This is a genomic window from Ruegeria pomeroyi DSS-3, from assembly GCF_000011965.2.
Classification (GTDB): Bacteria; Pseudomonadota; Alphaproteobacteria; order Rhodobacterales; family Rhodobacteraceae; genus Ruegeria_B; species Ruegeria_B pomeroyi.
The window spans coordinates 977,410-1,004,263 of sequence record NC_003911.12 but is presented as its reverse complement, the minus strand read 5'-3'; the positions used below and the strand labels follow the sequence as shown (position 1 = coordinate 1,004,263).

General features: G+C 64.9%; 29 protein-coding genes. 15 read left to right on the top strand and 14 right to left on the bottom strand.

Annotation, left to right across the window (positions count from 1 at the left end; all coding sequences use genetic code 11):
- Positions 1-63 precede the first annotated feature (63 nt).
- Positions 64-1,071, top strand: a complete 1,008-nt coding sequence (locus SPO_RS04780) for a hypothetical protein (protein ID WP_044027944.1) — start codon at positions 64-66, stop codon at positions 1,069-1,071.
- A 15-nt stretch (positions 1,072-1,086) separates the two neighbouring features.
- Here SPO_RS04780 and SPO_RS04775 read toward each other — a convergent pair whose 3' ends face one another.
- Together SPO_RS04775 and SPO_RS04770 are read right to left on the bottom strand one after the other, a co-directional pair.
- Positions 1,087-1,875: an SseB family protein gene (locus SPO_RS04775; RefSeq protein ID WP_011046700.1), complete on the bottom strand. Its 789-nt coding sequence runs from the start codon at positions 1,873-1,875 to the stop codon at positions 1,087-1,089.
- The gene (locus SPO_RS04770) at positions 1,844-2,470 is read right to left on the bottom strand and encodes a uracil-DNA glycosylase family protein (protein ID WP_011046699.1); all 627 of its coding nucleotides are present in this window, start codon (positions 2,468-2,470) and stop codon (positions 1,844-1,846) included. Before SPO_RS04770 ends, SPO_RS04775 begins: the two co-directional genes overlap by 32 nt.
- A gap of 262 nt (positions 2,471-2,732) precedes the next feature.
- Here SPO_RS04770 and SPO_RS04765 point away from each other — a divergent pair, with 262 nt between their 5' ends.
- From SPO_RS04765 to SPO_RS04750, 4 genes are read left to right on the top strand one after another with little or no spacing between them, the layout of a single operon-like run.
- Complete coding sequence (locus SPO_RS04765) at positions 2,733-3,392, top strand: ABC transporter ATP-binding protein (protein ID WP_044027943.1); 660 nt, start codon at positions 2,733-2,735, stop codon at positions 3,390-3,392.
- Positions 3,370-5,088 carry a capsule biosynthesis protein gene (locus SPO_RS04760; RefSeq protein WP_044027942.1) on the top strand — a complete coding sequence of 573 codons (1,719 nt, stop codon included), beginning with the start codon at positions 3,370-3,372 and terminating at the stop codon, positions 5,086-5,088. The genes SPO_RS04765 and SPO_RS04760 overlap by 23 nt, the downstream gene beginning before the upstream one ends.
- A gap of 4 nt (positions 5,089-5,092) precedes the next feature.
- Positions 5,093-5,926 (top strand): 3-deoxy-8-phosphooctulonate synthase, encoded by an 834-nt coding sequence (gene kdsA, locus SPO_RS04755; protein ID WP_011046696.1) that lies wholly within the window; start codon positions 5,093-5,095, stop codon positions 5,924-5,926.
- 20 nt (positions 5,927-5,946) lie between these two features.
- Positions 5,947-7,443: a phosphomannomutase/phosphoglucomutase gene (locus SPO_RS04750; RefSeq protein WP_030003185.1), complete on the top strand. Its 1,497-nt coding sequence runs from the start codon at positions 5,947-5,949 to the stop codon at positions 7,441-7,443.
- Between the two features lie 227 nt (positions 7,444-7,670).
- On the opposite strand, the gene SPO_RS04745 is transcribed toward SPO_RS04750, so the two are convergent.
- Positions 7,671-9,608, bottom strand: coding sequence for an AsmA family protein (locus SPO_RS04745; RefSeq protein WP_011046694.1), 1,938 nt, complete (start codon positions 9,606-9,608; stop codon positions 7,671-7,673).
- Positions 9,609-9,705: 97 nt separating this feature from the next.
- Between SPO_RS04745 and rimO the strand changes: the two genes are divergently transcribed.
- The 3 genes from rimO (at position 9,706) to SPO_RS04735 (ending at position 12,186) form a co-directional block, all read left to right on the top strand.
- The gene (rimO, locus tag SPO_RS04740) at positions 9,706-11,097 is read left to right on the top strand and encodes a 30S ribosomal protein S12 methylthiotransferase RimO (protein ID WP_044029031.1); all 1,392 of its coding nucleotides are present in this window, start codon (positions 9,706-9,708) and stop codon (positions 11,095-11,097) included.
- Positions 11,079-11,783: a hypothetical protein gene (locus tag SPO_RS22775; protein WP_144083959.1), complete on the top strand. Its 705-nt coding sequence runs from the start codon at positions 11,079-11,081 to the stop codon at positions 11,781-11,783. Before rimO ends, SPO_RS22775 begins: the two co-directional genes overlap by 19 nt.
- 160 nt (positions 11,784-11,943) lie before the next feature.
- The gene (locus tag SPO_RS04735; RefSeq protein WP_011046692.1) at positions 11,944-12,186 is read left to right on the top strand and encodes a CDGSH iron-sulfur domain-containing protein; all 243 of its coding nucleotides are present in this window, start codon (positions 11,944-11,946) and stop codon (positions 12,184-12,186) included.
- Here SPO_RS04735 and SPO_RS04730 read toward each other — a convergent pair whose 3' ends face one another.
- The 4 genes from SPO_RS04730 to SPO_RS04715 all read right to left on the bottom strand — a co-directional run bounded on the left by SPO_RS04730 (position 12,187) and on the right by SPO_RS04715 (position 13,879).
- Entirely contained in the window at positions 12,187-12,444 is a 258-nt protein-coding gene (locus SPO_RS04730) for a DUF6455 family protein (protein ID WP_011046691.1), read from the bottom strand.
- Positions 12,445-12,474: 30 nt separating this feature from the next.
- The gene (locus tag SPO_RS04725; RefSeq protein WP_011046690.1) at positions 12,475-12,726 is read right to left on the bottom strand and encodes a DUF6455 family protein; all 252 of its coding nucleotides are present in this window, start codon (positions 12,724-12,726) and stop codon (positions 12,475-12,477) included.
- Positions 12,727-12,797: 71 nt separating this feature from the next.
- Positions 12,798-13,166: a YigZ family protein gene (locus tag SPO_RS04720; protein WP_011046689.1), complete on the bottom strand. Its 369-nt coding sequence runs from the start codon at positions 13,164-13,166 to the stop codon at positions 12,798-12,800.
- A complete protein-coding gene (locus SPO_RS04715) occupies positions 13,163-13,879 on the bottom strand; it encodes a M48 family metallopeptidase (RefSeq protein ID WP_011046688.1) in 717 nt (238 codons plus the stop codon). The genes SPO_RS04720 and SPO_RS04715 overlap by 4 nt, the downstream gene beginning before the upstream one ends.
- Before the next feature lie 119 nt (positions 13,880-13,998).
- On the opposite strand from SPO_RS04715, the gene SPO_RS04710 reads away from it, so the two are divergent.
- Positions 13,999-14,238: a hypothetical protein gene (locus SPO_RS04710; protein WP_044027940.1), complete on the top strand. Its 240-nt coding sequence runs from the start codon at positions 13,999-14,001 to the stop codon at positions 14,236-14,238.
- Between the two features lie 3 nt (positions 14,239-14,241).
- On the opposite strand, the gene SPO_RS04705 is transcribed toward SPO_RS04710, so the two are convergent.
- Together SPO_RS04705 and SPO_RS22770 are read right to left on the bottom strand one after the other, a co-directional pair.
- The gene (locus tag SPO_RS04705) at positions 14,242-14,520 is read right to left on the bottom strand and encodes a DUF167 domain-containing protein (protein ID WP_011046686.1); all 279 of its coding nucleotides are present in this window, start codon (positions 14,518-14,520) and stop codon (positions 14,242-14,244) included.
- A gap of 47 nt (positions 14,521-14,567) precedes the next feature.
- On the bottom strand, positions 14,568-14,750 hold the full coding sequence (locus SPO_RS22770) for a hypothetical protein (RefSeq protein WP_144083958.1): 183 nt from the start codon (positions 14,748-14,750) through the stop codon (positions 14,568-14,570).
- Positions 14,751-14,897: 147 nt separating this feature from the next.
- On the opposite strand from SPO_RS22770, the gene SPO_RS04700 reads away from it, so the two are divergent.
- Both SPO_RS04700 and SPO_RS04695 read left to right on the top strand, forming a co-directional pair.
- Complete coding sequence (locus SPO_RS04700; protein ID WP_011046684.1) at positions 14,898-15,476, top strand: nitroreductase family protein; 579 nt, start codon at positions 14,898-14,900, stop codon at positions 15,474-15,476.
- Positions 15,473-16,168 carry an EI24 domain-containing protein gene (locus SPO_RS04695; RefSeq protein ID WP_011046683.1) on the top strand — a complete coding sequence of 232 codons (696 nt, stop codon included), beginning with the start codon at positions 15,473-15,475 and terminating at the stop codon, positions 16,166-16,168. Before SPO_RS04700 ends, SPO_RS04695 begins: the two co-directional genes overlap by 4 nt.
- Positions 16,169-16,200: 32 nt before the next feature.
- On the opposite strand, the gene SPO_RS04690 is transcribed toward SPO_RS04695, so the two are convergent.
- A complete protein-coding gene (locus SPO_RS04690) occupies positions 16,201-16,476 on the bottom strand; it encodes a DUF1467 family protein (RefSeq protein WP_011046682.1) in 276 nt (91 codons plus the stop codon).
- A 33-nt stretch (positions 16,477-16,509) separates the two neighbouring features.
- Positions 16,510-16,914 (bottom strand): methylmalonyl-CoA epimerase, encoded by a 405-nt coding sequence (gene mce, locus SPO_RS04685; RefSeq protein ID WP_044029028.1) that lies wholly within the window; start codon positions 16,912-16,914, stop codon positions 16,510-16,512.
- A 136-nt stretch (positions 16,915-17,050) separates the two neighbouring features.
- Here mce and SPO_RS04680 point away from each other — a divergent pair, with 136 nt between their 5' ends.
- The 3 genes from SPO_RS04680 to SPO_RS04670 all read left to right on the top strand — a co-directional run bounded on the left by SPO_RS04680 (position 17,051) and on the right by SPO_RS04670 (position 19,421).
- The gene (locus tag SPO_RS04680; protein WP_011046680.1) at positions 17,051-17,770 is read left to right on the top strand and encodes a response regulator; all 720 of its coding nucleotides are present in this window, start codon (positions 17,051-17,053) and stop codon (positions 17,768-17,770) included.
- A gap of 303 nt (positions 17,771-18,073) precedes the next feature.
- Entirely contained in the window at positions 18,074-18,706 is a 633-nt protein-coding gene (locus SPO_RS04675) for an MT-A70 family methyltransferase (protein ID WP_011046678.1), read from the top strand.
- Position 18,707: 1 nt separating this feature from the next.
- Entirely contained in the window at positions 18,708-19,421 is a 714-nt protein-coding gene (locus SPO_RS04670; protein WP_011046677.1) for a BglII/BstYI family type II restriction endonuclease, read from the top strand.
- A gap of 7 nt (positions 19,422-19,428) precedes the next feature.
- Here the strand turns inward: SPO_RS04670 and aspS are convergent, their stop codons facing one another.
- The 3 genes from aspS to SPO_RS04655 all read right to left on the bottom strand — a co-directional run bounded on the left by aspS (position 19,429) and on the right by SPO_RS04655 (position 23,135).
- Positions 19,429-21,210: an aspartate--tRNA ligase gene (aspS, locus tag SPO_RS04665; protein ID WP_011046675.1), complete on the bottom strand. Its 1,782-nt coding sequence runs from the start codon at positions 21,208-21,210 to the stop codon at positions 19,429-19,431.
- Positions 21,211-21,411: 201 nt separating this feature from the next.
- On the bottom strand, positions 21,412-22,059 hold the full coding sequence (locus SPO_RS04660; RefSeq protein WP_011046674.1) for an aminotransferase class IV family protein: 648 nt from the start codon (positions 22,057-22,059) through the stop codon (positions 21,412-21,414).
- Positions 22,014-23,135 carry an aminodeoxychorismate synthase component I gene (locus tag SPO_RS04655; protein WP_011046673.1) on the bottom strand — a complete coding sequence of 374 codons (1,122 nt, stop codon included), beginning with the start codon at positions 23,133-23,135 and terminating at the stop codon, positions 22,014-22,016. The genes SPO_RS04660 and SPO_RS04655 overlap by 46 nt, the downstream gene beginning before the upstream one ends.
- 196 nt (positions 23,136-23,331) lie before the next feature.
- Between SPO_RS04655 and carB the strand changes: the two genes are divergently transcribed.
- Positions 23,332-26,700, top strand: coding sequence for a carbamoyl-phosphate synthase large subunit (carB, locus tag SPO_RS04650; protein WP_011046672.1), 3,369 nt, complete (start codon positions 23,332-23,334; stop codon positions 26,698-26,700).
- Positions 26,701-26,854: the final 154 nt, after the last annotated feature.

Genomic DNA, 26,854 nt, shown 5'->3' with positions numbered 1-26,854 from the left:
CCGGTCATCCCTGTGGCACGGCGCAACGATGCGTCGCTGGTCAAGAGTTTCAGGAGATACCATATGAACATGGCGATGACGCAGGACCTTCCCTGCATGCTGCTCGATGCGGGCTCGGATTTCTCGTATTCGGTCTTTGGCTGGACCGTGACGACCCCGCCCCCCAGCCCGAGCGGCGATGGCATCTTTGCCCAGAGCCCGACCACGCCGGCGCTGCTCCAGAATGCCAGTTCGCAGCTGGTGCCGCCGCAATCCATCGCCTTCAACACCGCCAACCCCTCGCGTACCGCGTTGTTCAGCATGCCGCTCTACAGCGGGTTCGCGCCCTCGACCGGGTTCTGGAACCTGCAATCGGGCGGCAGCGCCAATTTCGCGCTGCAACTGGCCGAGGCGACCAATGTCACTCTGACCGTCACCTGCGCCGGGGTGGCGAACCCCAACACCACCGGCAGCCAGAGCTACATCAGCGTTTCGGTCAACGGGCAGCAGGTGGTATCCAACCAGTTCGTCGCCAACCAGAACTGGCATGACGAGACCTTTGTGCTGGATGCCGCCAAGATGGTGCAGGGCGAGAACACCATCGTGATTTCGGACAGCGGCCAGCAGGGGCTGTGGATCACCGCCGTCGGTGTAAGCACCGCCAATGTGCCGATCAGCGCCAGCTATTTCTGGCAGCAGATCGGCGCCGGAGAGCTGAACCCCGGCAACACCTATAACCGCTCGATCGCGGTGACCTCGGGCAATACCAGCACCGATACCGAGACCGACAGTTTCGCCGAGACACTGGGCCTGACCGTGGGCATCGGCGGCGGCGGCATCGACAAGGCGCTGTTCGGGATCAGCGCGCAACTCTCGACCTCGTTCACGCATACCTCGACCACGGCGCACAGCCTGGCGATCAGCCAGCAGACCACGTCGAGCTATGGCGTCAACATCACGCCGCCGGGGGCGGACAAGGTGACGTTCCAGATCTGGCAGCTGTGCCTGCAATACGAGGCCAACGGCACCCTGCTGACCCAGGCGCTGGGGCCCAATGACGGCCCGATCGTGATCACGCAATACCCGGCCTGACCGGGCGGCGCCGCCCTATTTCAGACGGGGCGGCGCATCCGGGTCCATGCCCGGCGCCGCAGGGCCGCGCGGCGGCTCGGGCGGCTCGGGCAGATCGAAGCGCAGCCCCACCCGCGACAGGGTGGCGGCCATCGGGTCGGCAGCGGTGAAAAAGCCAACATCCATCGCCCCGGCCTCGATCCCCGAAAAGGTCAGCGCCTCGGACGCGGCCTTGGCCAGCGCGGGTTCGGCCCCCTCGCGCGCCTCGACAAAGCCCAAGAGATGCCCGCGCCCGCCATCCTGATAGACGACACCGGCCAGATAGGCGCCCTGCGCCAGACCGGCGGCAGTGACCAGCTTGGCATCGAGCGCCGAAAGCAGCGCCTCGGGCAGGCCGCCCGGCGCGGTGACTTCGGTGATTCGCGCCTCGACCTGATCGGGGCCATGGCCCAGTGTCTCGGCCAGCCAGGCCAGCGCCTCGGCCGGGATCAGCATGGCCGAGGGCGCCACATCCAGGTTCAGCCCCAGCCCGATCCCCTGCCCCGCCAGCATCGCCGCCAGCACCCGGCCCGACAAAGCTGCATAGGGTGCGGGACGGCCGGCAAATGCGGCCAGCCGCTCCTCGCGGTCGAAGGCCAGCACAAATCGGCCGTCTGCCAGGTCGAAGAGTTCAGGCGAAAGGTTCTCGCCGCGCGCCTCTTCGGTCAGCAGCAGGAACAGCTCGGCATCGCCCAACCGCTCGAAAAAGCGCAGGCGGGCGGTGTCGCTTGTCTCCATTTCCGCATGGGCGCGGTCAATCGGGGTTTGCGCTCCGGTCTGGCTCATTCAGCACCTCTTTGACCCGTGCACGCAGGACCGGCAGCAACTCGGCCTCGAACCACGGGTTTTTCCTGAGCCATCCCGTATTGCGCCAGGACGGATGAGGCAAGGCAAAGACGCGCGGCGCATGGTCCCGCCAGGCGGCCACCGTCTCGGTCACCGGGCTGCGCGCGCCCAGATGATATTTGAGCGCATGCCCGCCCACCAGAACACTCAGCGGCATCTCACCCAGTTCGCCCATCACCTGATTGTGCCAGGTCTTTCCACAAACCGGCGGCGGCGGCAGATCGGCGCCCTGACTGTTGTAGCCCGGGAAACAAAACGCCATTGGCACCACGGCAACCCGCGACCTGTCATAGAAGGTCTCCTCGCCGATCCCCAGCCAGTCGCGCAGCCGGTCGCCGGAAGGGTCGGTGAAGGGCCGCCCCGAGGCATGCACCCGCGCACCCGGTGCCTGCCCCGCGATCAGCAGGCGCGCACCGGGCCGGAACCAGACCACCGGGCGCGGTTCATGCGCGGTATGCGTGGCCGCAAAGCGGTCGGCACACAGGCGGCAGGCTCTGATCCGCTCGATCAGGGGCCGGTCGGCGGGGTCGGTCATCGGCTTGGCTCCGGTCTTGTCGCCGCCCCAGGATAACCCGACCCCATGGCCTGGGCAGCCCTGCATGATGTCAACCTGTTGTGATCGGGAACCGGATGGCACACGCATCCGCGAGGCGATTGAGTTTTTGTTTCACATTTGGACATAATGTAGCCAAATTCCCCCTGTAGGCCGGTAGACAACTCCCGCCCGGACGGGGGATTAACAGGTGTGGCCTGACCGCCATGCAAAACATCTCACATTGGGCCGTAGCAGACAGCAGATGCTAGAGTTCGAAAACGTCAGCAAGTCCTTCTGGACAGGAACACAACGCAAAGTGATCCTGGACCGTGTCTCGTTCCGGGTGGAGCTGGGCAAGTCGATGGGCATCCTGGCGCCGAACGGGACCGGAAAATCTACCCTGATCAACATGATGGCAGGGCTGGAAAAGCCGGACGAAGGCGTGATCCGCCGTGGCTGCAATATCTCGTTTCCGCTGGGGTTCATGGGCGGTGTCGTGGGCCGTCTGTCGGCGATGGAGAATTCGCGCTATATCGCCCGGCTCTACGGGATGGACCCCGATTACATCGAAGCCTATTGCCGCTGGCTGTGTGGTCTGGGCGAGTATTTCGACCAGCCGCTGGGCACGTATTCCTCGGGGATGCGGGCGCGGTTCTCCTTTGCCTTGATGCTGGCGCTGGATTTCGACATGTATCTGATCGACGAGGGCATGCCCGCCTCGACCGATGTCGAGTTCAACAAGAAGGCGGGCGCCATCCTCGAAGAGCGGTTGCGCACCACCACCATTGTCATCGTCTCGCACCAGCCCGCCACGCTGGAACAATTCGCCCGGCAGGCGGCCGTTCTGATGGACGGCCAACTGCACGTATTCGACACCTTGGAAGAAGCGAAACAGCTCTATGACTACCAAACCCAAGGCTAAGAAATTCCGCATCCGCCGGACCGGCGCCCCCACGGGCGCCGAAGAGGGTGTCGCGGCACCTGTGCGGCCCCAATCGGTGGCCAATATCTCGCCGCTGCGCCCGCAGGGCGACGCGCCCCACGCCGACGCAGCGCCGCAACCCGGCAACACCCCCGTTCGTCCGCAACGCCCCAGCCCCGACGCGATGCCTGCCGCCCCCAAGCCGATGGAGGGACAGGTCTCCTCCGCCGCTGAAACCGGCGCCGAAAGCGATATCGACGCGATCAAGCGCGAGGGGCTGACCGGTCGCCAGCTGCGCATGGCCCGGCGTCTGGCACAGAAACACAACCTGCCCGTCACCTCGGATTACGAGGCGGTGCGCCAGTTGCGCGCCCGCGGTATCGATCCGCTGGAACGTGGCAACATGCTGGATCTGGTGGTGCAGCGTGGCAAGGACAGCGCAAAACCTGCCAATGCCGGCCGCGACGAGGAAGAGGTTCCGAAGGTTCAGCTGCCGCAGACGGTACAGCCGCGCCAGATGCTGCCCTCGACCGAGCTGAGCCCGACCCAGCGGCGCGAGATGGAGATTGGCCGCATCCAACAGGACATCATGCGCCGCCGCCGGCGCAAGATGATGCAGCTGCTGACCCGGCTGGCCTTTTTCGTGTTCCTGCCGACGCTGATCGCGGGCTATTACTTCTACGTGGTCGCCACGCCGATGTATGCCAGCAAATCGGAATTCGTGATCCTTCAGGCCGACGGCTCGCTGGGCGGGGTCGGCGGCTTCTTTGCCGGTACGCAATTTGCCACCAGCCAGGATTCGATCTCGGTCCAGTCTTTCCTGGAGTCGAAAGAGGCGATGTTGCTTCTGGATCGCGACCAGAACTTCAAGGCGCATTTCCAGCAAGCAGAGATCGACCCGATCCAGCGGCTCGCACCCGATGCCACCAACGAGGAGGCCTATAAGGTCTATTCCCGGATCGTGACCATCGGCTATGACCCGACCGAAGGCGTGATCCGGATGGAGGTCGCCGCCCCCGATCCGCAGGTCGCCACCGATTTCTCGAACAGCCTGCTGTCCTATGCCGAAAGCCGGGTCAACAACCTGTCCGGCCAGAAGCGCGAAGACCAGATGCGCGAGGCCCGCAAGAGTTTCGAGGATGCGCAGAAAGAGCGGCGCAAGGCGCAGGAAGCGCTGGTCGAGCTGCAACAGCAGGGCGCGCTGCTGGATCCCGAAAGCGTGATCGCCAGCCTGCGTGGCCGCATTGATCAGGTCGAGGTGCAGTTGCAGGAAAAAGAGCTGCAACTGGCCGCGCTGCTCGATAACCCGCGCCCCAGCAAGGCCAAGGTGGATGGCGCCCGCGCCGATATCGCCCGCCTCAACGATGTGCTGGACGATCTCAACGCCCGGATGCTGGACACCTCGAGTGGCGAAAACTCGCTGGCCCGGCTCAGCGTGCGCATCCAGATGGCCCAAGCTGACCTGGCCAGCCGGGACATGATGCTGCAAGGTGCCTTGCAGCAAATGGAAACCACCCGGATGGAGGCCAACCGTCAGGTGCGCTATCTGACCATTTCGGTCAATCCGGTGCCCAGCGACGAACCGAGCTATCCGCGCAGCTTCGAAAATACGATTTTGGCATTCCTGTTGTTTGCTGGTATCTACCTGATGATCTCGCTCACCGCGTCGATCCTCAGAGAACAGGTATCCTCGTAAGCTTATGAAACATGTCCAAATCGCCGACCTCACGGTCGGCAACGACCTCCCGCTCACCATCATCGCGGGCCCCTGCCAGCTGGAAAGCGCCGATCACGCCCAGATGATCGCCGGCACGCTGAAAGAGGCCTGCGACGCCGCTGGCGCGCAATATGTGTTCAAGGCCAGCTATGACAAGGCCAACCGCACTTCGCTGGGTGGCAAGCGCGGCATGGGCATCGACGCCGGGCTCAAGGTGCTGGACGATATCCGCCGCACCATGGGCGTGCCGGTGCTGACCGATGTGCATAGCGAGGCGCAATGCGCCATCGCCGCCGAGGCGGTCGATGTGTTGCAGATTCCGGCCTTTCTGTGCCGCCAGACCGACATGCTGCTGGCCGCCGGAAACACCGGCGCGGTGATCAACGTCAAGAAAGGCCAGTTCCTGGCCCCTTGGGAAATGGGCAATATCGTCGACAAGATCGCCAGCACCGGCAACGAAAACATCCTGCTGACCGAGCGCGGCGTCTCCTTTGGCTATAACACGCTGGTGGCCGACATGCGCGCGCTGCCGATCATGGCGCAGACCGGCTATCCCGTGGTTATGGATGCCACCCATTCGGTGCAACAGCCGGGCGGTCGGGGCGGTTCGTCCGGCGGCCAGCGCGAGTTTGCGCCCGTCATGGCACGCGCGGCGGTTGCGGTGGGAACAGCGGCGGTGTTCATGGAGACCCATCAGGATCCCGACAACGCGCCCTGCGACGGGCCCAACATGATCTATCTCGACGAGATGCCGGGTCTCATCGACACGCTGATGCGGTTCGACGCGCTCGCCAAGGCAAACCCGATCCAGATCTGACAAAGGCCCGAGTGTTCGATATGACCAAGCCCCTTTCCGAGGTGACTCCAAACACCTGGACCTTCCTGCGCGATGCCATGATCCGGCCAACCGGATTTCGCGAATACGATGCCCGCTGGAAGTATCCCGAAGAGATCAACCTGCCCGGCATGACTGCGCTGGGCCTGGGTCTGGGCACCCAGATGCACCGCCGTGGCATCGCGCCGGTGATCGCGGTCGGCAACGATTATCGCGACTATTCGCTGGCCATCAAGAACGCGCTGATCCTGGGCCTGATGCAGGCCGGCATCCAGGTCAAGGATATCGGCCCCGCCCTGTCGCCGATGGCCTATTTCTCGCAGTTCCATCTGGATGTGCCCGCCGTGGCGATGGTGACCGCCAGCCACAACCCGAACGGCTGGACCGGGGTCAAGATGGGCTTTGACCGGCCGCTGACCCATGGACCCGACGAGATGGCCGAGCTGCGCGACATCGTGCTGAACGGCGAGGGCGTGGCGCGCCCGGGCGGCTCTTACGAATTCGTGGACGGCGTGAAAGAGGCCTATATCGACGATCTGGTCGGCGATTTCCGCATGTCGCGCCCGCTCAAGGTGGTCTGCGCCACCGGCAACGGCACCGCCTCGGCCTTTGCGCCCGAAATCTTTGCCCGCATGGGCGTCGAGATCGTGCCGAGCCACAATGAGCTCGACTACACCTTTCCCAACTACAACCCCAACCCCGAAGCCATGGAAATGCTGCATGACATGGCCGACACGGTCAAAGCCAGCGGCGCCGATTTCGCGCTGGGCTTTGACGGCGATGGCGACCGCTGCGGCGTGGTGGATGACGAGGGCGAGGAGATTTTTGCCGACAAGGTGGGCGTGATCATGGCGCGCGACCTCTCGAAACTCTATCCCGGGTCCACCTTTGTAGCGGATGTGAAATCCACCGGCCTGTTTGCCGCCGATCCCGAGTTGCAGAAACACGGCGCCAAGGCCGATTACTGGAAGACCGGCCACAGCCACATGAAACGCAGGGTCAAGGAGATCGGCGCACTGGCGGGGTTCGAGAAATCCGGTCACTACTTTCTGGCCGAGCCGATCGGGCGCGGCTATGACTGCGGCATGCGGGTGGCGGTCGAGATCTGCAAGCTGATGGATCGCAACCCCGAAATGTCGATGTCGGACCTGCGCAAGGCGCTGCCGCGCACCTGGTCGACGCCCACCATGTCGCCCTATGCTGCCGACACCGAGAAATACGCCATTCTGGAGCGGCTGGTGGAAAAGCTGGTTGCCAAACATGCCGCCGGTGACAGCTTTGCCGGGCGTGCCATCAAGGAGGTGGTCACCGTGAACGGTGCCCGTGTCATCCTGGACAACGGCTCCTGGGGGCTGGTGCGCGCCTCGTCGAACACGCCCAACCTGGTGGTGGTCTGCGAAAGCAGCGAGAGCGAGGCGGAGATGCGCGCCATCTTTGCCGAGATCGACGAGGTTATCCGCACCGAGCCGGGCGTGGGCGACTACGACCAGACCATCTGAGCCTGGCAGGGGGCGCTCCCGCCCCCTCACGCCTCTCTGACGAGAGGCCCGAGGCGTTGGGCCGGGCCGCGCGTTCCGCGCGGCGGTCTTTTGCGAGGCGCTGCCTCGCGCTCCGGAGTATTTCCGACCAGAAAGAAGCTGGATCGCACCCTGCTCTTTCCTCTTGCTGAAAATATCCCGGGGGAGTCACCGCAGGTGACGGGGGCAGCGCCCCCTTTGTCCTCACCTCAGTCGGCGCCGAGAAGCTTCAGCAAACCCTTTGTTGCCTCCTTTTCCAGCCGGTCCTTGATCAGCTCTTCGACATTCTGATCCGGCGTGATCTCGGTATCCAGCTCCTCTCCCAGCTTGCGGCGCAACTCGTCCTTGGCCTTGGTATCGACCGCTTCCTTGTCCAGGCCGGTCGCCGCCTCGATCACCTGGCTCAGGTCGGGGCGAATCGACGGGTCGGCCCAAGGGCCGACGATGCGGACCGGCACCGACAGCCCCTGCCCGGCATTGGCCCGCAGCGCGACCGGGGTGAACAGATAGTCGATATCGCGCGCACCAAGACCCACGCGCCCGGTGCCATTGGCCTTGAAATTGTCAAGCAGCATCAAAAGGTCCTCGTTGAAGAGGTTGCCCTTGTCCATCCGGTAGCTGGCGGTGAGGCTGTTGAACACCGTGGTGCCGCCGCCCTTGGCCCCGCGCCCCATCAGGTTGTCGAGGTCGAAGCCCGCGATCACCCCGCGACCCATCGCAAGCCGCCCCTCGCCCGAGAGCGAGCGCATGATCTGCGCCTCGCTCGCGCCGACGCCGAGGAATTTCAGCTGACCCGAGGCGGCGCCCGAGAGCCGCTCGATCCCGCCCAGCGTCGCCAGCGCCTCGCGCATCTCGATGCCTTCGGCCCGCAGATCGCCGCCAACCGACAAGCCGTTGCGGTTATTGGCCACGACCTGACCGGTCAATTGCCCCGAAAACAGCGAGACAGGCGCCATGTCGACCACCGCGCGGCTGTTATCAAGCGACAGGCTGAGTACGCTTTGCCCCAGCTCCAACCCCGGCAGGGCGATGGAACCGGCGCTCAGATGCAGCATGCCATTGGCCAGCGCCAGCGCCGAGGCGTCGATGGCGTCCTCGGACCAGCCCGAGGCCGCGTCGCTGCGCCCCGAGCCTGTCCCGCCAGCGGCGGCAAGCCCGGTCAGATCCAGCGCACCGGCGGTCAGGCGCGCGGTCACCTGCGGCGGGTCGGCCACCGTCACATCGGCGGCGCCGTTCAGCCGGTTGCCGTCGAGATCGGCCGCAAGCTCGCGCAGCGCCAGCCGCCCGTCGGCGGTATAGGTGATCTGGGCGCGCAGATCAGCCCGCTGCCCCAGCCCGCGCGGCAGGCTGATGCCGGCCTGGCCGAATGCCGCCAGCATCGCGGCGCTGTCGCTGGTATCAAGCACGGCCGCTCCGGCCAGCGCGCCGTCGATGCTGGCACGCCCGTCAAAGGTGATGCTGGTCTTGGGCGCGGTCATCTTCATCTGCATGGCGCTGACCTGCCCGTTCGAAAACGCACTCAGATCGGCCAGATCGAGATCGACCGAGATCGGCCCCGCCCCCGGCTCCAGCCGCGCCTCCATCTTGAGCGGTGCATCCGTCGCGGGCCAACTGGCCGACAGATCGACGCCGCCAAAGTCGAAACTGGTCTTGCCCTCTTCGACATAGATCAGGCGGGCGTTCCTCAGGTCCAGCCCGTCAAGCGTCACCAATTGCCCGCCGCTGCCGCCGCCCGAGGGGGTCGCGGCGCCGCCGGACGCGCCCGTGGGGCTGAATTCCCAGTTCACGCGGCCCTTGGCGGTTTCCAGCCGCAGCACCGGATCCTGGGCCAGGATGCGGGTGATCCGCACCTCGCCCCCCAGCAGCGCCGGCGCCGCGACCCCGATCGCCAGCCCCTGCGCCTGCAACATCGGGGCCGCGCTGGCCCAATCTGCGTTGGCGACGGTCACCGGCCCGGTCTCGACCCCGAGCACCGGCCAAAAGCTGAGCTTGACCTCGCCCGCCACCGTGACCTCGCGCCCGGTCTGTTTGCGGATCTGCTCGATGGCAAGTCGCGCCAGCCGGTCGCCGGGCAACAGCAGCAGCGCCCCTATCATAACCACCGCCGCCAGGACCAAAGTGATGCCGATTCGCACGATCCACCGCATATGCGCGCTCCCTGCCTGTTTGCCTCTTGCGATATGGTCAGCCGACCTCGGTTGCGCAACATTTGCAAGGGGAAGCTTTCCCCTCTATATGCGCGCCATGAGCACGAACCCTCCGAACCTGCGCCCCGACCTGGCCCCCGCCGCCCGACTGGGCACCGCCGCCACCCGCCCCGGCCAGCCGACCATCGGCATGGTCTCGCTGGGCTGTCCCAAGGCGCTGGTCGACAGCGAGCGCATCCTGACCCGGCTCAGGGCCGAGGGCTATGGCATTTCGCCCGACTATGCGGGCGCCGATGCGGTGATCGTCAACACCTGCGGTTTTCTTGATAGTGCCAAGGCCGAGAGCCTGGATGCGATCGGCGAGGCGCTCAAGGAAAACGGCAAGGTGATCGTGACCGGCTGCCTGGGCGCCGAACCCGACTATATCCGCGAGCATCATCCGCGCATTCTGGCCGTCACCGGCCCGCATCAATACGAGCAGGTTCTGGATGCCGTGCATGGCGCGGTGCCGCCCGATCCGGACCCGTTTGTCGACCTGCTGCCCGCCTCGGGCGTTCAGCTGACGCCGCGCCATTACAGTTACCTCAAGATTTCCGAGGGCTGTAACCACAAGTGCAAGTTCTGCATCATCCCCGACATGCGTGGCAAGCTGGCCAGCCGCCCCGCCCATGCGGTGCTGCGCGAAGCGGAAAAGCTTGTGGATAACGGTGTGAAAGAGCTCCTGATCATCTCTCAGGATACAAGTGCTTACGGGTTGGATCGCAAGTATGACACGAACCTGTGGAAAAACCGCGAGGTCCGCAGCCATATCACCGATCTGGCCCGCGAGTTGGGACAGCTCGATGCCTGGGTACGGCTGCATTACGTCTATCCCTATCCGCATGTGCGCGAGCTGATCCCGCTGATGGCAGATGCGGGGTGCAACCTGTTGCCCTATCTGGATATTCCCTTCCAGCATGCACATCCCGACACGCTGAAGCGCATGGCGCGCCCGGCAGCGGCGGCGCGCACCCTGGACGAGATCGCCGCCTGGCGCGAGATCTGTCCCGAGATCACCCTGCGCTCGACCTTCATCGTCGGCTATCCCGGCGAGACCGAGGCCGAGTTCCAGACCCTGCTCGACTGGATGGACGAGGCGCAGCTGGATCGCGTCGGCTGCTTCCAATACGAAAACGTGGCGGGTGCCCGCTCGAACGACCTGCCCGATCATGTTCCGGCAGAAGTCAAGCAAGAGCGCTGGGACCGGTTCATGGCAAAGGCGCAGGCGATTTCCGAGGCGAAACTGGCCGCGCGGGTGGGACAGGTGATCGAGGTGATCGTCGACGAGGTCGACGACGAGGCCGCCACCTGCCGCACCAAGTCGGACGCCCCCGAGATCGACGGCAACCTGTTCATCGACGAGGGATTCGAAGGCTTGCAGCCCGGCGATATCGTGACGGTCGAAGTGGACGAGGCCGGGGAATATGATCTGTGGGGACGTCTAAGATAGAAAAAGACTTTCAGTTTTTCCAAAAGGCCAACAACTACAGGCTGGCACTCGGAACGTTGCAATCGGACTTTCCTGATTGGCGTTCAGAGTTGCCAGACTTGGCCTTTGCGAACGACTGCGTTCTTTCAGCATTGGTCTCAGTCTTCGAGCGGTCGCAATCTATCTGCCCTCTCAATGTTGACAAAGATTCACTACGTCGTGCTGCTGTCGCAGCCGCCATGTTTCAAAACATCTCACTCGTAGAGACAGCGGTTTCAAAGGCACAATACATCGGTGCATCTGCCTTAATCAGGCAGGAGCTGGAAGGCGTAGAGGTCCTCCGCGGAATCCTTGCCGGAAAACAAAAAGATGGTGCTACACCACGCTTGAAGGCATTCAAATTCCTTGGGAAGGGTTATAGCCAACTGACCGGCGTAAGCCACTTGTCGCTAAACGAAGGAATTACCTACCTAACCGGTGGAAGGCCGTTTTCTTACGACCCTCGTTACAACAAGACCTATGCGGAATGGTTGATGAAACACCATGTTCTGGCAGTGTATGGGCTAGCCACGATCACGGCTTTCGACTTCAGAGGATTCGAAGAAGACCATCTAACGGTTTCTGAGGAATATCACCTCACTCGCGCACTGAAAGTGCTGGGGGATAGCGGTTTTCTCCAGCTAAAAAGCCCACAATCACATCCCTAGCGATAGTTGCTTGTCGTCAAACAAACGGGATGAACGCTGCGCAAAGCTGACTATCCCCCAAGGCGCATGATGGGTTCCCTATCTATCCTCACCCTTTTCCTGCGCCCGATCTGCGCTATCGTGCACTCCACAGACATCCGCCACTCAAAGGAACAGCCACATGTCCGACAGCCCCGAGATCGTCCAGAAAGCCCCCTTTGCGGTCGAGGTGACCGAAGGCAAATCCTATTTCTGGTGCGCCTGCGGCAAATCGCAGAAACAGCCCTTTTGCGACGGGTCGCACAAGGGGACCGCGTTTGCGCCGGTGAAATACACCGCCGAGGCGGACAAGAAGGTGTTCTTTTGCGGCTGCAAGCATTCGGGCAAACAGCCGCTGTGCGATGGCAGCCACAGCAAGCTGTGATCAGCGCAGGCGGTCGAGCGCCTCGGCATTGGTGCAGAATTCAGGCGCGGCCTCGGCCCGGCCCTGCTGGCAGGCCAGCCACAGCTGGCAGCGCTCGGTACACCCCGCCGCGCGGCAGCGGGTGATCAGTTCGGCATAACCCTCCTCGGTCAGGCGCTTTTCGGCCAGCGCCTCGGTAAAGGACACGCCGATGGTGCGGGCCACCGAGCGGGTCAGCCAGAAATGCCGCTCGATATCGCCCAGGGGAATCTGAGCCATGGGACTCCTTCCTTGAACCTGTGTGGGCCGTCAGGGATGCAGACGTTCCAGCAATGCGCGGTTGCGGCAGTACTGCGGTGCCTGCAACGCGGTGTCGCGCGTGGCCAGCCAGTCAGAGCAATGCGCAGGATTGCTGCATCCGGTGCAGGCCAGAACCGCATCGCTGATCTCGTCGATGCGCACCTGGCCCTTCAGGGCCGATTCCTCCAGATCATGACCCAGCGTTGTGGCCATGCGGTCGAACAGGTCGGCGTGTTTTCTCAGCGTGTCTCGGTCGGCCATGATGTCCTCTGCTGTCGCGGCGGCGATGGCATCAGACTAGCGCAGGGCGCGCGCCCTGCCCTTGACGCAGGTCAAGCGCACAGGCCCAGGTGATCGAGATAGGCACGGGTGGCATCCCCGACCCTGCGGAACCGGTCGCCACCCAGTTTCTTGCCGCCATACCAGCGGGTGACCACGATGACATGATCGGCAAGCTCGGCGCGCTCCATCATTCGCAGAATCACCATGGCGGCACCGGATTCGCCGTCATCGGCCTTGAGCGCGCCGCTGGGCAGCAGCGCCGCCCAGGTGTTGTGGGTCGCCTTGGCATAGGCGCGGTCCGATTTCAGCGCGGCCAGCACCGTGTCCACCTCTTCCCGGCTACGGGCGGGGGCGCCGCTGACCGCGTATTTCGACCCGCGATCTGTCAGCACCACGCCCAGCCGGGTCAGCCCGGTCACTGGGTCAGGCCCAGGCTGCCGGCGGTCCGCTGCACCGTCTGGATGCGGGCGGCATTGGGCGGGTGCGAGCCCAGGAACCGGTCGCCCGGATCGGGAATGCGCGAGAAGAAATGCGCCCCGACCAGCGGGTTGTATCCGGCCTTGTGAGTGATCACGGTGCCCAGCTCGTCGGCCTCCAGCTCATATTCCTTGGAATAGGTGCGCGCACCGACACTGGCGCCGATCTGGGTGGCCGCATCGATGGTTGACGCGCCGCCGCCGGCCAGCCCCACCAGCCCGCCAAGGATGACCGCACCCGCGATGGCGCTGGCGTTCTGACGTGCCAGATGGCCGCGAATGTGATGCGCCGCCTCGTGCCCCATGACAAAGGCCAACTCGTCGGCATTGCGCGCGGTGGCGATCATGGAGCGGGTAAAGATGATCAGCGGCTGGCCGTTCTTGCCCACCGTCTGATAAGCGTTGACCGGCGCCTTGGGGTCGGGGTCGATCTGGATCTTGAAATCGCAATTGGCGCCCTGGGTGCGCTGCTGGCATTCACGCACCGCCACCGGCCGCACCCGCGCCGAGACGCTGGCAAATGCCGATTGCGCCGCGCTTGCGCTCATCGGCGGGCTGTCGGGCACCTTCGGCAGAGGTGCGACTGGCCCGGGATCAGACACCTCGCAGGCGGACAGAAAGCCAAGCGCAACCGTCAGAGTCAGAAACCGACGCATGGGATACCTTTTCGTTTTTTACCATCTTGGGCAGAGTTTAGCCTGCGCGCCAAGCGGCTTCCAGCCCTTGCTGCGCGCGCGGGCTTGCAATGGTCGGGCGCCACCGCCACTGTGGTCTTATGTTTACCATCGAACATGAATTCGACTCGACGGTGATCACGCTCGTGGACGAGGGCGAAGCGCCCTTGCAGGAGGATGTGGTCATCAATTCCTTTGCCGAATGCGTGACGGTCGAACAATTCGACCCACGCACCGAAACCATGCAAAAGATCACCCTGTCGCCCGAGCAGCTGCGCGATCTGGCAGCAGCGCTGGACCTGCCCGAGGGGGTGTATCAGCTGCGCGAGGTACCGGGCTGACCCTCAGCCCCCCAGATAGACAAAGGTCTTGTCACGCGCGGTCTGGCCACGTCTGAGGGTCAGTCGGCTGGGTGCCACGCCCATGGCGCGCGCCAGCAGTTTGCGCACCGCCTCATTGGCCTTGCCATCCTCGGGCGGGGCGGTGACGGTGATCCGCAGCCCCTCTCCCGCAAGGGTCACGCTGTCGCGCGCGGCCTTTGGTGTCACGCGCAGGGCAATCTCTTGCCCCGGTCGGGCCAGGTGCGACAGATCGGGAAGGGATTTGACCTTGGGCTTTGCCATGTGCCCGTTTTACAGGGTTGCGCGCAAAAGCCCAGTCGCGGCGCCGCTCAGTACCACTCTTCTCCGCGTGGTCCCAGGTAATAGGCGGTTGCCGACGCGCGCGCGTCGCTGTCACGCTGGGCTTTGGGTGGTGGCAGGCTGCCGGGATATTGCGCCACCGGTTGCGGCGCGCTTGTGGCGCAGGCACTCAATGCCAGGAACGCCGCCATCAAAAAGGCATGTGGGGTCATCACGGACTCTCAATCGGGTGGCCCATGCTAGCACATCCCGCCGCTGCCAAGCCGGCAAAAGCCGAACCTCACGCAGGATTTACCCTTGAAACTCCGCGTCCGGTCACCGAGATAGCGGAGAGCGATTGATGTGAAAAGGATTTACATATGCCGCCGCGCAACGATGCCGCTCTGGAGTTTCTGCAAACCCGCCGGTCGCGCCCGGCCAAGACGCTGAGTGCCCCGGCGCCCAGCCGCGAAGAATTGCTGCCGATCCTGACCGCCGCCGCGCGCAGCCCGGACCACGGCAAGCTGGAACCCTGGCGCTTTGTCGTGCTGGAACAGGGCGCGATGGCGCGGCTGGCCGATCTGGCCGAGGCGCGCGGGCGCGCGCTGGGCAAGCCGGACGAGGATATCGCCAAGGGGCGGGCGCAGTTCGATCAGGGCATTCTGGCGGTGGCGGTGATCGAGGTGCAGAAGGACAGCCCCAAGATCCCGGCGATCGAACAGACCTATTCGGCCGGTGCGGTCTGCCTGGCGATGCTGAACGCGGCACTGGCGGCGGGCTGGGGCGCCAACTGGCTCAGCGGCTGGCCCTCGCATGACCGCATCTTCTGCGCCGAGGGTCTGGGGCTTGAGTCCCATGAGCGGATCGCCGGCCTGATCCATATCGCCACCGAGACCAGTGCGCCCCCCGACCGGCCCCGACCGGATCTGGAGGCCATCACCACCTGGGTAACGGCATGATCATCATCAACGCTTTCCTCGCCGCGCTGGGTCAGATCGGCGATCCGCGCTTTCGCAAGGTGCTGGGCCTGGGTGTGGGCCTGACACTGGCGCTGCTGGTGGCGGTCTATGCGCTGTTCCTGTGGCTGATCCAAACGCTGGTCGGCCCTGAGGTCACCCTGCCCGTGCTGGGCGAGGTGACATGGGTCGGCGGGCTGCTCAGCGTCTCGTCGCTGATCTTCATGCTGGTGCTGTCGGTGTTCCTGATGGTGCCGGTGGCCTCGGCCATCACCTCGATGTTCCTGGACGAGGTGGCGCAGGCGGTCGAGGACAGGCATTACCCGCACCTGCCCGCCGTGGCCAAGGTGCCCTTTGGCGAGGCGCTCAAGGATACGGTCAACTTTCTGGGCGTGCTGATCGCGGCCAACCTGGCGGCCTTTGTCCTCTATGCGATGTTCGCGCCTTTTGCGCTGTTCATCTTCTGGGGGCTGAACGGTTTCCTGCTGGGCCGCGAGTATTTCACCCTGGCCGCGATGCGCCGGGTCGGTCGGGCCGAGGCACGCCGGCTGCGCTCGAAACATCTGATGACGATCTGGGCCGCGGGCGCCCTGATGGCAATTCCGCTGTCGGTGCCGCTGGTGAACCTGCTGATCCCGATCCTGGGCGCGGCCACCTTCACCCATATCTTTCACGCGGTGAACGGGATCCGCTGAACGCAATGGCGGGGCACCGGTGTGCCCTGCCCTCACTCCTGCGGCGGCCTCAGGTTGAGCAGGTCGATGTCGTCAACGCTGATCCACCCGGACAGGATGATGCCCCCGATGATCGCCCAGAGCACCACCGAAACCCCGGTGGTGATCCAGGCCTTGGCTTTCAGATGGTGATGCTCGGGCGCGCTGGCATGGGTGCCGGGCACGATGTCGCCCAGATCGCCCTGCGTGCGCACGCGGATCGGCAGCACGATCAGGAAGGTCATGAACCAGATGACCGAGAACAGCACCAATGCGGATGTGATCGACATTTTCGCCCCCTTTGGGTTTCACCCTGATATGGGTCAGACCTGTTCCAGTTCCACCAGGCAGCCGTTGAAATCCTTGGGGTGCAGGAACAGCACCGGTTTGCCATGGGCGCCGATCTTGGGCTCGCCCGTACCCAGCACCCGGGCACCGGTCGATTTCAGGTGATCGCGCGCGGCGATGATGTCCTCGACTTCATAGCAGACATGGTGGATGCCACCCGAGGGATTCTTGTCCAGGAAGCCCTGGATCGGGCTGTTCTCGCCCAGCGGGTACAGCAGCTCGATCTTGGTGTTGGGCAGTTCGATGAACACCACGGTGACACCATGATCGGGTTCGTCTTGCGGCGCACCCACCTTGGCGCCCAGCGCGCTGCGGTATTGCGCGGACGCGGCCTCCAGATCCGGTACGGCAATGGCGACATGGTTCAAACGGCCGATCATGATCATCCTCCAGGGTTCATCGGGTCAGGCGTCTTATGCGGTGTGACGCTTGCCGGGGCAAGTGCGCCAAATCGCCCATTAACGTCCTGTTAGCCAGCGTGGCCTAGCGTTGAAGGGTCTGCTGAAGGAGCCAGCCATGGATGATTCTGATCCCTTTGCCGCCCCGCACCGGCTGCCGACGGTTACCCGCCCGCTGCTGGGGCTGACCATTCTCGTGGTCGAGGACAGCCGCTTTGCCTGCGAGGCGATGCGCCTGTTGTGCCTGCGCAGCGGCGCCCGTATCCGACGTGCGGATTGCCTGAAATCGGCGCGTCGGCATCTGCAGATCTACCGCCCCTCGGTGATCGTTGTAGATATGGGGCTGCCCGATGGCTCCGGCGCCGACCTGATCGAGGAACTGGCCCATACGGCGCCCCGGGTCGGGGTGATCCTGGGCACATCGGGTGATGATTGCGCCGAAGAGCGCGCGCTCGAGGCCGGGGCCGACGGTTTCCTGGCCAAGCCGGTAACCTCGCTCGCGACATTCCAGGCCGAGATCCTGTCGCGCCTGCCTGCCGACCGTCAGCCGACCGGCCCGCGCATCCTGCATGACGAACACATTCGCCCCGATCCCATCGCCTATCACGACGACATGGCCCATGTGGCCGATGTGCTGAGCGAAAAGACCGACCCGCAGACGCTGGACTATGTGGCCCAGTTCCTGCTGGGCGTGGCCCGCAGCGCCGAAGATCACGTTCTGGCCTCGGCCGCGCAGGCCCTGGCCCGCACCCGGGCCAGCGGCGCGCCCGTCACCTCGGACACCGCGCGGATCGCGGGGCTGGTGCAGGAACGCCTGAATCACAGGAAGGCGATCTGAGATGGCCGGAATGCTTCCGATCGCCATCGTGACCGCCGGCGTGCTGATCTACGCGCTGCGCTGGCATCAGACGCCCGTTCCGCGACGCAGGCAGGTCGGGCCACGCTGACCCTGTCGCCATCCCGGTAGGGCATCGCGCGATTGCAACTGCAACCCGGCTGCCCGGTCGGTGCCTGCCAACGGCTGCGCCGATACCGCTTCGGGACCGCAAAGCGTGTTTACCTTTCGTTCTCACTCGCCTAGAGTGAACATCCCCGCAAAAGGGGCGTGACAATCGAGGGGGAAGACCGCAATATGTTGGACATGTCTCAATCAGCCTCTCAAGATCTGTCGGATTTCCTTGGTGACGACCGCTTCGCCACCGTGATGGCCGACCCGCCCTGGCGGTTCACCAACCGCACCGGCAAGGTTGCGCCCGAACACAAGCGGCTGGCACGCTATCCGACCATGACGCTGGAGGATATCTGCGCCCTGCCGGTGGCCGATTATCTGCAGGACCGGGCACATTGCTATCTGTGGGTACCCAACGCGCTGCTGCCCGAGGGCTTGCAGGTGCTCAGCGCCTGGGGGTTCGAGTACAAGTCCAACATCGTCTGGCACAAGGTGCGCAAGGATGGCGGCTCGGACGGGCGCGGCGTGGGCTTCTATTTCCGCAATGTGACCGAGCTGCTGCTGTTCGGCACCAAGGGCAAGAATGCCCGCACGCTGGCGCCGGGCCGGCGCCAGGTCAACATGATGCAAACCCGCAAGCGCGAACATTCGCGCAAGCCCGACGAGCAGTACGAGCTGATCGAGAGCTGTTCCTGGGGACCCTATCTGGAGATGTTCGGGCGCGGCGTGCGCGACGGCTGGACCGTCTGGGGCAATCAGGCGGACGCCGATTACAAACCCAGCTGGAAGACCTATTCCTATAACTCCGGCGTCGCGGCCGAGTAACATGGCCCGCAGTATCGACGATGCGGTGTTCGATCCGGGCGGCGCGGTCGAGGCGCAGCTGGGTTGGACGCTTGGCCCGCGCTATTCGGTGGCCAGCTATCGCAGCGCCGCCGCCATCCTTGCCCAGCGCGCGCCCGGCGAACTTGCCGCGATCCTGCGCATCCTCGACGCCTTCACCATCAGCCGCACCGAAATCCGCTCGCCCGGCGGCAACCGGATGTCGGCCACCACCCGCTTTGCCGATCTGGCGGCGGCCGAGGGGTTCCACCAGGAGGTCCGGATCGAGGCCGACCTGACCGTCCGCCTGCGCGAGGGCAAGGGCGAGAACGCGCCCGAGATCGACCGCATCCTGCGCGCCGATTACATCCACAATCATCTGGTCGATTTCTGGCGCGGCCGGGTAGCCTTCGATTACGAGTGGAACAGCAAGGACCAGACCTATGACCGCGATCTCTATGCCTTTCGCAGCTTCTTCGAAGCGGGCGTGATCGACGTCGGCGTCATCGTGACCCGGGCGCTGCCGCCCGAGTTCTTTCAGTCGCTGGGCTATTGCCTGGACAAGGACGGCAACGAAACCGCCAGCACCGTTGCGGCCAAATTCGGCGCCAGCACCACAGGCACCCACAAGCTGCTCAGCCGCATCGCGGCGGGGCGCAGCGGCGGCTGTCCGGTGCTGGTCTTCGGGATACGCCCCGGCAACATCACACCGGACTGAACCACGCTCAGTCCTGCAGGATCACCCGCAGGCCCAGTTCCATCAGCTGGTCCGAGCTGGGCTCGGACGGCGCCTGCATCATCAGATCCTCGGCGCGCTGGTTCATCGGGAACATCATCACTTCGCGAATGTTGGCCTCGTCCGCCAGCAGCATCACGATGCGGTCGATGCCGGCGGCACAGCCGCCGTGCGGCGGCGCGCCGTAATGGAAGGCATTGAACAGCGCGCCAAAGCGGGCCTTGACCTCGTCGGCGCCATATCCGGCCAGTTCGAACGCCTTGAGCATGATCTCGGGCTTGTGGTTGCGGATCGCGCCCGACACCAGTTCATAGCCGTTGCAGGCGAGGTCGTATTGATAGCCGCGCACCGCCATCGGGTCGCCGTTCAGCGCCTCCATCCCACCTTGCGGCATCGAGAAGGGGTTGTGTTCAAAGTCGATCTCGCCGGTTTCCTCGTCACGTTCGTAGATCGGAAAATCGACGATCCAGGCAAAGGCAAAGCGGTCGGTCTCGGTCAGGCCCAGTTCGGCACCGATCACGTCGCGCGCCTTGCCCGCGACCTTTTCGAACGACTTGGGCTTGCCGCCCAGGAAGAAGGCAGCGTCGCCCACGCCCAGACCCAGCTGCTGGCGGATCGCCTCGGTCCGCTCGGGGCCGATGTTCTTGGCGAGCGGGCCTGCGGCTTCCAAGCCCTCGCCCTGATCGCGCCAGAAGATATAGCCCATACCCGGCAGGCCCTCTTTCTGGGCAAAGGCGTTCATCCGGTCACAGAACTTGCGGCTGCCGCCGGTGGGGGCGGGAATGGCGCGGATCTCGGTGCCCTCTTGCTCCAGGAGCTTGGCGAAGATGGCAAAGCCCGAGCCGCGGAAATGCTCGGAACAGTCCTGCATCTTGATCGGATTGCGCAGGTCGGGCTTGTCGGTGCCGTACCATTTGGCGGCATCGGCATAGGCGATCTGCGGCCAGTCCTGCGGCGCATCGACCTTGCGGCCACCGCCGAATTCCTCGAACACGCCCGCCAGCACCGGCGCGATGGTGTCGAACACATCCTGCTGGGTGACAAAGCTCATTTCCAGGTCGAGCTGGTAGAAATCGGTGGGCGAACGGTCGGCGCGCGGGTCTTCGTCACGGAAACAGGGGGCGATCTGGAAATACTTGTCAAAGCCCGAGACCATGATCAGCTGCTTGAACTGCTGCGGGGCCTGCGGCAGCGCATAGAAGCGGCCCGGATGCAGGCGCGAGGGCACCAGGAAGTCGCGCGCGCCCTCGGGGCTGGAGGCGGTGATGATCGGGGTCTGGTATTCGCGGAACCCCTTGTCCCACATGCGCCGCCGCATCGAGGCGACCACGTCCGAGCGCAGGGTCATGTTGGCCTGCATCGCCTCGCGGCGCAGGTCAAGGTAGCGATAGCGCAGGCGGGTTTCCTCGGGGTATTCCTGATCGCCGAACACCATCAGCGGCAGTTCCTCGGCCCGGCCCAGCACTTCGAGCTCGCGGACATAGACCTCGATCTCGCCGGTGGGCAGCTTGGGGTTGACCAGGTCCGCGTCGCGCGCCTTGACCGTGCCGTCGATGCGGATGCACCACTCCGAGCGGACCTTTTCCAGGGCAGCGAAGGCGGCGCTGTCGCCATCGCACAGCACCTGGGTCACGCCGTAATGGTCACGCAGGTCGATGAACAGCACCCCGCCATGGTCGCGCACCCGGTGGACCCAGCCGGACAGGCGAACGGTTTCGCCGACATTGGCGGCGGTCAGGGCGGCGCAGGTATGGCTGCGATAGGCGTGCATCGGTGATATCCCTTCGGGCGGAGAAAGCGTCGCGCCGATACAGCGCGATAGGCCGGGGAAGTCAAGGCCGCGCCGCGCGCATCCGGGGTTTGTGGCCAATTCACCCGGATTTCTTTGGATTCGGGTGGCTGGGGGCGCTGCCCCCTCTTGGCCTGCGGCCAATTCACCCCCGGGAAATTTGGAGCAAGAGGAAAGAGGCGGTCATGCATCCGGGGCGAACGTGGCCGGGATCAGCCCGCGCAGCGCGTTGCCGCAATAGAGCGCGTGGGCCTCGTGCAGGTCTTGCGGGGTGAGGCAGGCCTCGCGCGCCTGACCGCTGGCCAGCAGCTCGGCGCGCAGGATACCGGGTAACAGCCCCGAAGCGAGCGGCGGCGTCAGAAGGCCATCCCCGAGATCGGCAAAGATATTGGTGATCGTCCCTTCGCAGACCTCGCCCGCCCGGTTGAGGAACAGCCATTCGTCGAAGCCTGTGGGCAGTTCGGCGCGGGCACGGTCATACAGCGCGCGCCTTGTGGTCTTGTGGCGCAACCAGGGATCATCCGCATCCAGCCGTTCGGGATGGATCGCCACGCGCCAGTGCGGCGGGCTCGCGGCAAGCGGAGCGGTTTCCAGCGACAGGGCGCCCCGGGTGCCAAGGGTCAGGCGGCAGCGCAGCGGCGCCGGGCCGGTGATCTGGTCCAGCAGGCGCTGCGCTTCGGTCTGGTCGAGCGGCATCCCGAGGGCGGCGGCGGACCGGGCCATGCGCGCCAGATGCAGCGCAGCCCGGCGCGGCCCCTCGTCCGGGTGCCAGCCCAGTGTCTCGATCAGGCGAAAGCCGGGATCATCTGGCGGGCAAAGCGGGCCTTCCATAGCGCCTCCTCGTATTCCGAGCCGGCGGTGCTGTCCCAGACCACGCCGCCGCCGACATTGAGCGTGGCACGCGCGCCATCGGCCAACAGCGTGCGGATCGCCACGTTGAATTCGGACGCACCGTCGGGCGCCGCCCAGCCGATGCTGCCGCAATAGATGTCGCGCGGCCAGGGTTCGAGGCGCGCCAGCATCTCCATCGCACGGATCTTGGGCGCGCCGGTGATCGAGCCGCAGGGAAACAGCGCCCGCAGGATATCCGACAGGGTAACGCCCGCGCGCAGCCGCGCCGCCACCCGCGACACCATCTGATGCACCGTGGCATAGGTTTCGACCTTGAACAGGTCGGGCACATGCACCGAGCCGGGCAGCGCCACCCGGCTGATATCGTTGCGCAACAAATCGACGATCATCAGGTTCTCGGCCCGGTTCTTGGCATCGCAGGCCAGCCAGTCGCGGCGGCGGGCATCTTCGACCGGATCGTCGCTGCGCGGCTGGGTGCCCTTCATCGGGCGGGTCTCGATCCGGCCTTCGGGGTCGGTGCGAAAGAACAGCTCGGGCGAGCGGCAGAGGATATCGGGCAGGCCGGGTTGGGTGACCAGCACCCCATGGCCCACCGGTTGACGCGCGGCAAGCGCGGCATAAAGCGCGGGCGCGGCGCCGTGGAGACGCAGATCGACCGGAAAGGTCAGATTGGCCTGATAGAACTCTCCGGCGCCGATGGCGCTGTGCACCTGGTCGAAGGCCGCGCCATAGCGCGCGCCGTCCCAGCGGGGGGCGAAATCACCGATCCCGCCGCCGGGGGTCGGCAGCGGCAGCACCCTTGGCCCGTCATAAACGCCGAAACACAGAAGCGGCAGCCGCCGCCCTTCGGGCATCAGCCCGGCCAGACGCGGTTCCAGCGCATAGCCCAGCTCGTAACTGGCATAACCCGCCAGCCAGGCGCCATCCGCCCGCGCCGCATCCAGATCAGCCAGCGCCGCCGGCACCTGTGCGGCGGTATCGGCCCGGATCAGCCGCACCGGGCGGTCGAATCCGGTTCCGGCCCCGCAAGGCCCGTGATCGAAACGAAGCTGCATCTGGGCCCGTCCCCCTCTGCCAATTGGCGTGAGCCTGGGGTATAGAGATTTCACGCCCGGGTGAAAGAGGCGAAAGCGGCAAAACCGCGCCGCTTTCCGATCCCTCTTGCACCTTTCCCCGAGGCGCCTATAACGCACGACAATTTGAGCGCTGGGTGGGCGCTCGTGACTCGCATGAAAATCAAAGGGGCCAGCCATGCCGAAGAGAACCGACATCCAGTCGATCATGATCATTGGAGCGGGGCCGATTGTGATCGGGCAGGCCTGTGAATTCGACTATTCCGGCGCGCAGGCCTGCAAGGCGTTGCGCGAAGAGGGCTACCGGGTGATCCTGGTGAACTCGAACCCGGCCACGATCATGACCGATCCGGGCCTGGCGGACGCCACCTATATCGAGCCGATCACCCCCGAAGTGGTCGCCAAGATCATCGAGAAAGAGCGCCCCGACGCGCTGCTGCCCACCATGGGCGGGCAGACCGGGCTGAACACCTCGCTCGCGCTCGAGGAAATGGGCGTGCTGGACAAGTTCGGGGTCGAGATGATCGGCGCCAAGCGCCATGCCATCGAAATGGCCGAGGATCGCAAGCTGTTCCGCGAGGCGATGGACCGGATCGGGCTGGAAAATCCCAAGGCAACCATCGTATCGGCCCCCAAGAACGAGAAGGGCAAATTCGACATCCGCGCGGGCCTGGCCGAGGCGATGGACGCGCTCGAGGATATCGGCCTGCCCGCGATCATCCGCCCCGCCTTTACGCTCGGCGGCACCGGTGGCGGCGTGGCGTATAACCGCGACGACTACGAGCATTTCTGCCGCTCCGGCCTCGAAGCCTCGCCGGTGGCGCAGATCCTGATCGACGAAAGCCTGCTGGGCTGGAAGGAATACGAGATGGAGGTCGTCCGCGACAAGGCGGACAATGCGATCATCGTCTGTTCCATCGAAAACGTCGATCCGATGGGCGTGCATACCGGCGACTCGATCACCGTCGCCCCCGCCCTGACGCTGACCGACAAGGAATACCAGATCATGCGCAACGGCTCGATCGCCGTGCTGCGCGAGATCGGCGTCGAGACCGGCGGCTCGAACGTGCAATGGGCGGTGAACCCAGCCGATGGCCGCATGGTGGTGATCGAGATGAACCCGCGGGTGTCGCGCTCGTCCGCGCTGGCGTCGAAGGCCACCGGCTTCCCGATTGCCAAGATCGCGGCCAAGCTGGCGGTGGGCTATACGCTGGACGAACTCGACAATGACATCACCAAGGTGACGCCTGCCAGCTTCGAGCCGACCATCGACTATGTCGTCACCAAGATCCCGAAATTCGCGTTTGAGAAGTTCCCCGGATCGGAACCCTACCTGACCACCGCGATGAAATCGGTGGGCGAGGCGATGTCGATCGGCCGCACCATCCACGAATCGATGCAAAAGGCGCTGGCCTCGATGGAATCGGGCCTGACCGGCTTTGACGAGGTCACCATTCCCGGCCTGTCGGTCGGGCTCTGGGACGCGGTCGAGGGCGCCGATGACAAGGCGCATGTGATCAAGGCGATCAGCCGCCAGACCCCCGACCGGCTGCGCACCATCGCCCAGGCGATGCGGCACGGTCTGTCGGATGACGAGATCTTTGGCGTCACCAAGTTCGACCCCTGGTTCCTGGCCCGGATCCGCGAAATCGTCGAAGAGGAACGCGCCCTGCGCAAGACCGGCCTGCCCACCACCGAGGAAGGCCTGCGCGCGCTCAAGATGCTGGGCTTCACCGATGCGCGTCTGGGCCAGCTGACCGGCCGCGACGAGGACAACGTGCGCCGCGCCCGCCACAACCTGGGCGTTACCGCCGTGTTCAAGCGGATCGACACCTGCGCCGCCGAGTTCGAGGCCCAGACCCCCTATATGTATTCCACCTACGAGGCCCCGATGATGGGCGAGGTGGAATGCGAGGCGCGCCCCTCCGACCGCAAGAAGGTGGTCATCCTGGGCGGCGGCCCCAACCGGATCGGCCAGGGGATCGAGTTCGACTATTGCTGCTGTCACGCCTGTTTCGCGCTGACCGATGTCGGCTATGAAACCATCATGATCAACTGCAACCCGGAAACCGTGTCGACCGACTATGACACCTCGGACCGGCTGTATTTCGAACCGCTGACCTTCGAGCATGTGATGGAAATCCTGCGGGTCGAGCAGCAGAACGGCACCCTGCATGGCGTCATCGTGCAGTTCGGCGGCCAGACCCCGCTGAAACTCGCCAACGCGCTGGAACAGGCCGGTATCCCGATCCTGGGCACCACGCCCGATGCCATCGACCTGGCCGAGGACCGCGAGCGGTTCCAGGATCTGGTCAACCGTCTGGGCCTGAAACAGCCCAGGAACGGCATCGCTTCGACCGACGCTCAGGCGCTGGCAATTGCCGAGGATATCGGCTTCCCGCTGGTGATCCGCCCCTCTTACGTGCTGGGTGGCCGCGCCATGGAAATCGTGCGCGACATGGACCAGCTGCGCCGCTACATCGCCGAGGCGGTGGTGGTCTCGGGTGACAGCCCGGTGCTCTTGGACAGCTACCTGTCGGGCGCGGTGGAACTGGACGTCGACGCGCTCTGCGATGGCGAGGCGGTGCATGTGGCCGGCATCATGCAGCATATCGAAGAGGCTGGCGTGCACTCGGGCGACAGCGCCTGTTCGCTGCCGCCCTATTCGCTGTCGGCCGAGATCATCGAGCAGATCAAGGATCAGACCAACAAGCTGGCCCGCGCCCTGAACGTGGTCGGCCTGATGAACGTGCAGTTTGCGATCAAGGCCAACGAGCAGGGCGTGGACGAGATCTATCTGATCGAGGTCAACCCGCGCGCCAGCCGCACGGTGCCCTTCGTGGCCAAGGCCACGGACTCTGCGATCGCCTCGATCGCCGCGCGTGTCATGGCGGGTGAGAAACTCAGCGCCTTCCCGATGCGTCCCCCCTACAAGGAGGGCGAGGATACCAAGATCGCCGACCAGATGACGCTCGCGGATCCCAACATGCCGTGGTTCTCGGTCAAGGAGGCGGTGCTGCCCTTTGCCCGTTTCCCCGGCGTCGACACCATCCTCGGCCCCGAAATGCGCTCCACCGGCGAGGTGATGGGCTGGGACCGCTCCTTTGCGCGCGCCTTCCTCAAGGCGCAGATGGGCGCGGGCATGGTGCTGCCCAGCGAAGGCCGCGCCTTCATCTCGATCAAGGACGCCGACAAGGGCGCCGCCATGCTCGAGGCCGCGCAGGTGCTGGTGGATCAGGGTTTCACCCTGGTTGCCACGCGCGGAACGCAAAGCTGGCTGGAGGGTCACGGCGTGCCCTGCGAGATCGTGAACAAGGTCTATGAGGGCCGCCCCGACGTGGTCGACATGCTGAAGGACGGTCAGGTGCATCTGGTTATGAACACCACCGAAGGCGCCCAGGCGGTGAGCGACAGCAAGGCCATCCGCTCGATCGCGCTCTATGACAAGATCCCCTATTTCACCACCGCCGCCGGCAGCAACGCCGCCGCGCTGGCGATCAAGGCCCAGGCCGAAGGCGATATCGAAGTGCGCAGCCTTCAGGGGTGACACCCCAAAAACCGGGAGAAACCGGCGAAAACCGGTCTCTCCTGCTTCTTTCTGGTCGAAAATACTCCCAGGGGGTCCGGGGGACGGCGTCCCCCGGCCTTTCTCTGTCAGATGCAACATTCGTCTTTCAGGCTTTCGCCGGGGCCAGAGACCA

What these genes read in the sequence shown, in the direction of transcription:
- SPO_RS04780 (WP_044027944.1), top strand. Translation starts at nt 64, where the DNA reads ATGAACATGGCGATGACGCAGGACCTTCCCTGCATGCTGCTCGATGCG.
- SPO_RS04680 (WP_011046680.1), top strand. Translation starts at nt 17,051, where the DNA reads ATGGATGATTCTGATCCCTTTGCCGCCCCGCACCGGCTGCCGACGGTT.
- kdsA (WP_011046696.1), top strand. Translation starts at nt 5,093, where the DNA reads ATGAAACATGTCCAAATCGCCGACCTCACGGTCGGCAACGACCTCCCG.
- aspS (WP_011046675.1), bottom strand. Translation starts at nt 21,210, where the DNA reads ATGCACGCCTATCGCAGCCATACCTGCGCCGCCCTGACCGCCGCCAAT.
- SPO_RS04695 (WP_011046683.1), top strand. Translation starts at nt 15,473, where the DNA reads ATGATCATCATCAACGCTTTCCTCGCCGCGCTGGGTCAGATCGGCGAT.
- carB (WP_011046672.1), top strand. Translation starts at nt 23,332, where the DNA reads ATGCCGAAGAGAACCGACATCCAGTCGATCATGATCATTGGAGCGGGG.
- SPO_RS22770 (WP_144083958.1), bottom strand. Translation starts at nt 14,750, where the DNA reads ATGACCCCACATGCCTTTTTGATGGCGGCGTTCCTGGCATTGAGTGCC.
- mce (WP_044029028.1), bottom strand. Translation starts at nt 16,914, where the DNA reads ATGATCGGCCGTTTGAACCATGTCGCCATTGCCGTACCGGATCTGGAG.
- SPO_RS04725 (WP_011046690.1), bottom strand. Translation starts at nt 12,726, where the DNA reads ATGGCCGACCGAGACACGCTGAGAAAACACGCCGACCTGTTCGACCGC.
- rimO (WP_044029031.1), top strand. Translation starts at nt 9,706, where the DNA reads ATGAGCACGAACCCTCCGAACCTGCGCCCCGACCTGGCCCCCGCCGCC.
- SPO_RS04770 (WP_011046699.1), bottom strand. Translation starts at nt 2,470, where the DNA reads ATGACCGACCCCGCCGACCGGCCCCTGATCGAGCGGATCAGAGCCTGC.
- SPO_RS04760 (WP_044027942.1), top strand. Translation starts at nt 3,370, where the DNA reads ATGACTACCAAACCCAAGGCTAAGAAATTCCGCATCCGCCGGACCGGC.
- SPO_RS04690 (WP_011046682.1), bottom strand. Translation starts at nt 16,476, where the DNA reads ATGTCGATCACATCCGCATTGGTGCTGTTCTCGGTCATCTGGTTCATG.
- SPO_RS04670 (WP_011046677.1), top strand. Translation starts at nt 18,708, where the DNA reads ATGGCCCGCAGTATCGACGATGCGGTGTTCGATCCGGGCGGCGCGGTC.
- SPO_RS04715 (WP_011046688.1), bottom strand. Translation starts at nt 13,879, where the DNA reads ATGCGTCGGTTTCTGACTCTGACGGTTGCGCTTGGCTTTCTGTCCGCC.
- SPO_RS04730 (WP_011046691.1), bottom strand. Translation starts at nt 12,444, where the DNA reads ATGGCTCAGATTCCCCTGGGCGATATCGAGCGGCATTTCTGGCTGACC.
- SPO_RS04745 (WP_011046694.1), bottom strand. Translation starts at nt 9,608, where the DNA reads ATGCGGTGGATCGTGCGAATCGGCATCACTTTGGTCCTGGCGGCGGTG.
- SPO_RS04660 (WP_011046674.1), bottom strand. Translation starts at nt 22,059, where the DNA reads ATGGAAGGCCCGCTTTGCCCGCCAGATGATCCCGGCTTTCGCCTGATC.
- SPO_RS04655 (WP_011046673.1), bottom strand. Translation starts at nt 23,135, where the DNA reads ATGCAGCTTCGTTTCGATCACGGGCCTTGCGGGGCCGGAACCGGATTC.
- SPO_RS04705 (WP_011046686.1), bottom strand. Translation starts at nt 14,520, where the DNA reads ATGGCAAAGCCCAAGGTCAAATCCCTTCCCGATCTGTCGCACCTGGCC.
- SPO_RS04710 (WP_044027940.1), top strand. Translation starts at nt 13,999, where the DNA reads ATGTTTACCATCGAACATGAATTCGACTCGACGGTGATCACGCTCGTG.
- SPO_RS04735 (WP_011046692.1), top strand. Translation starts at nt 11,944, where the DNA reads ATGTCCGACAGCCCCGAGATCGTCCAGAAAGCCCCCTTTGCGGTCGAG.
- SPO_RS04700 (WP_011046684.1), top strand. Translation starts at nt 14,898, where the DNA reads ATGCCGCCGCGCAACGATGCCGCTCTGGAGTTTCTGCAAACCCGCCGG.
- SPO_RS04765 (WP_044027943.1), top strand. Translation starts at nt 2,733, where the DNA reads ATGCTAGAGTTCGAAAACGTCAGCAAGTCCTTCTGGACAGGAACACAA.
- SPO_RS04750 (WP_030003185.1), top strand. Translation starts at nt 5,947, where the DNA reads ATGACCAAGCCCCTTTCCGAGGTGACTCCAAACACCTGGACCTTCCTG.
- SPO_RS04675 (WP_011046678.1), top strand. Translation starts at nt 18,074, where the DNA reads ATGTCTCAATCAGCCTCTCAAGATCTGTCGGATTTCCTTGGTGACGAC.
- SPO_RS04775 (WP_011046700.1), bottom strand. Translation starts at nt 1,875, where the DNA reads ATGAGCCAGACCGGAGCGCAAACCCCGATTGACCGCGCCCATGCGGAA.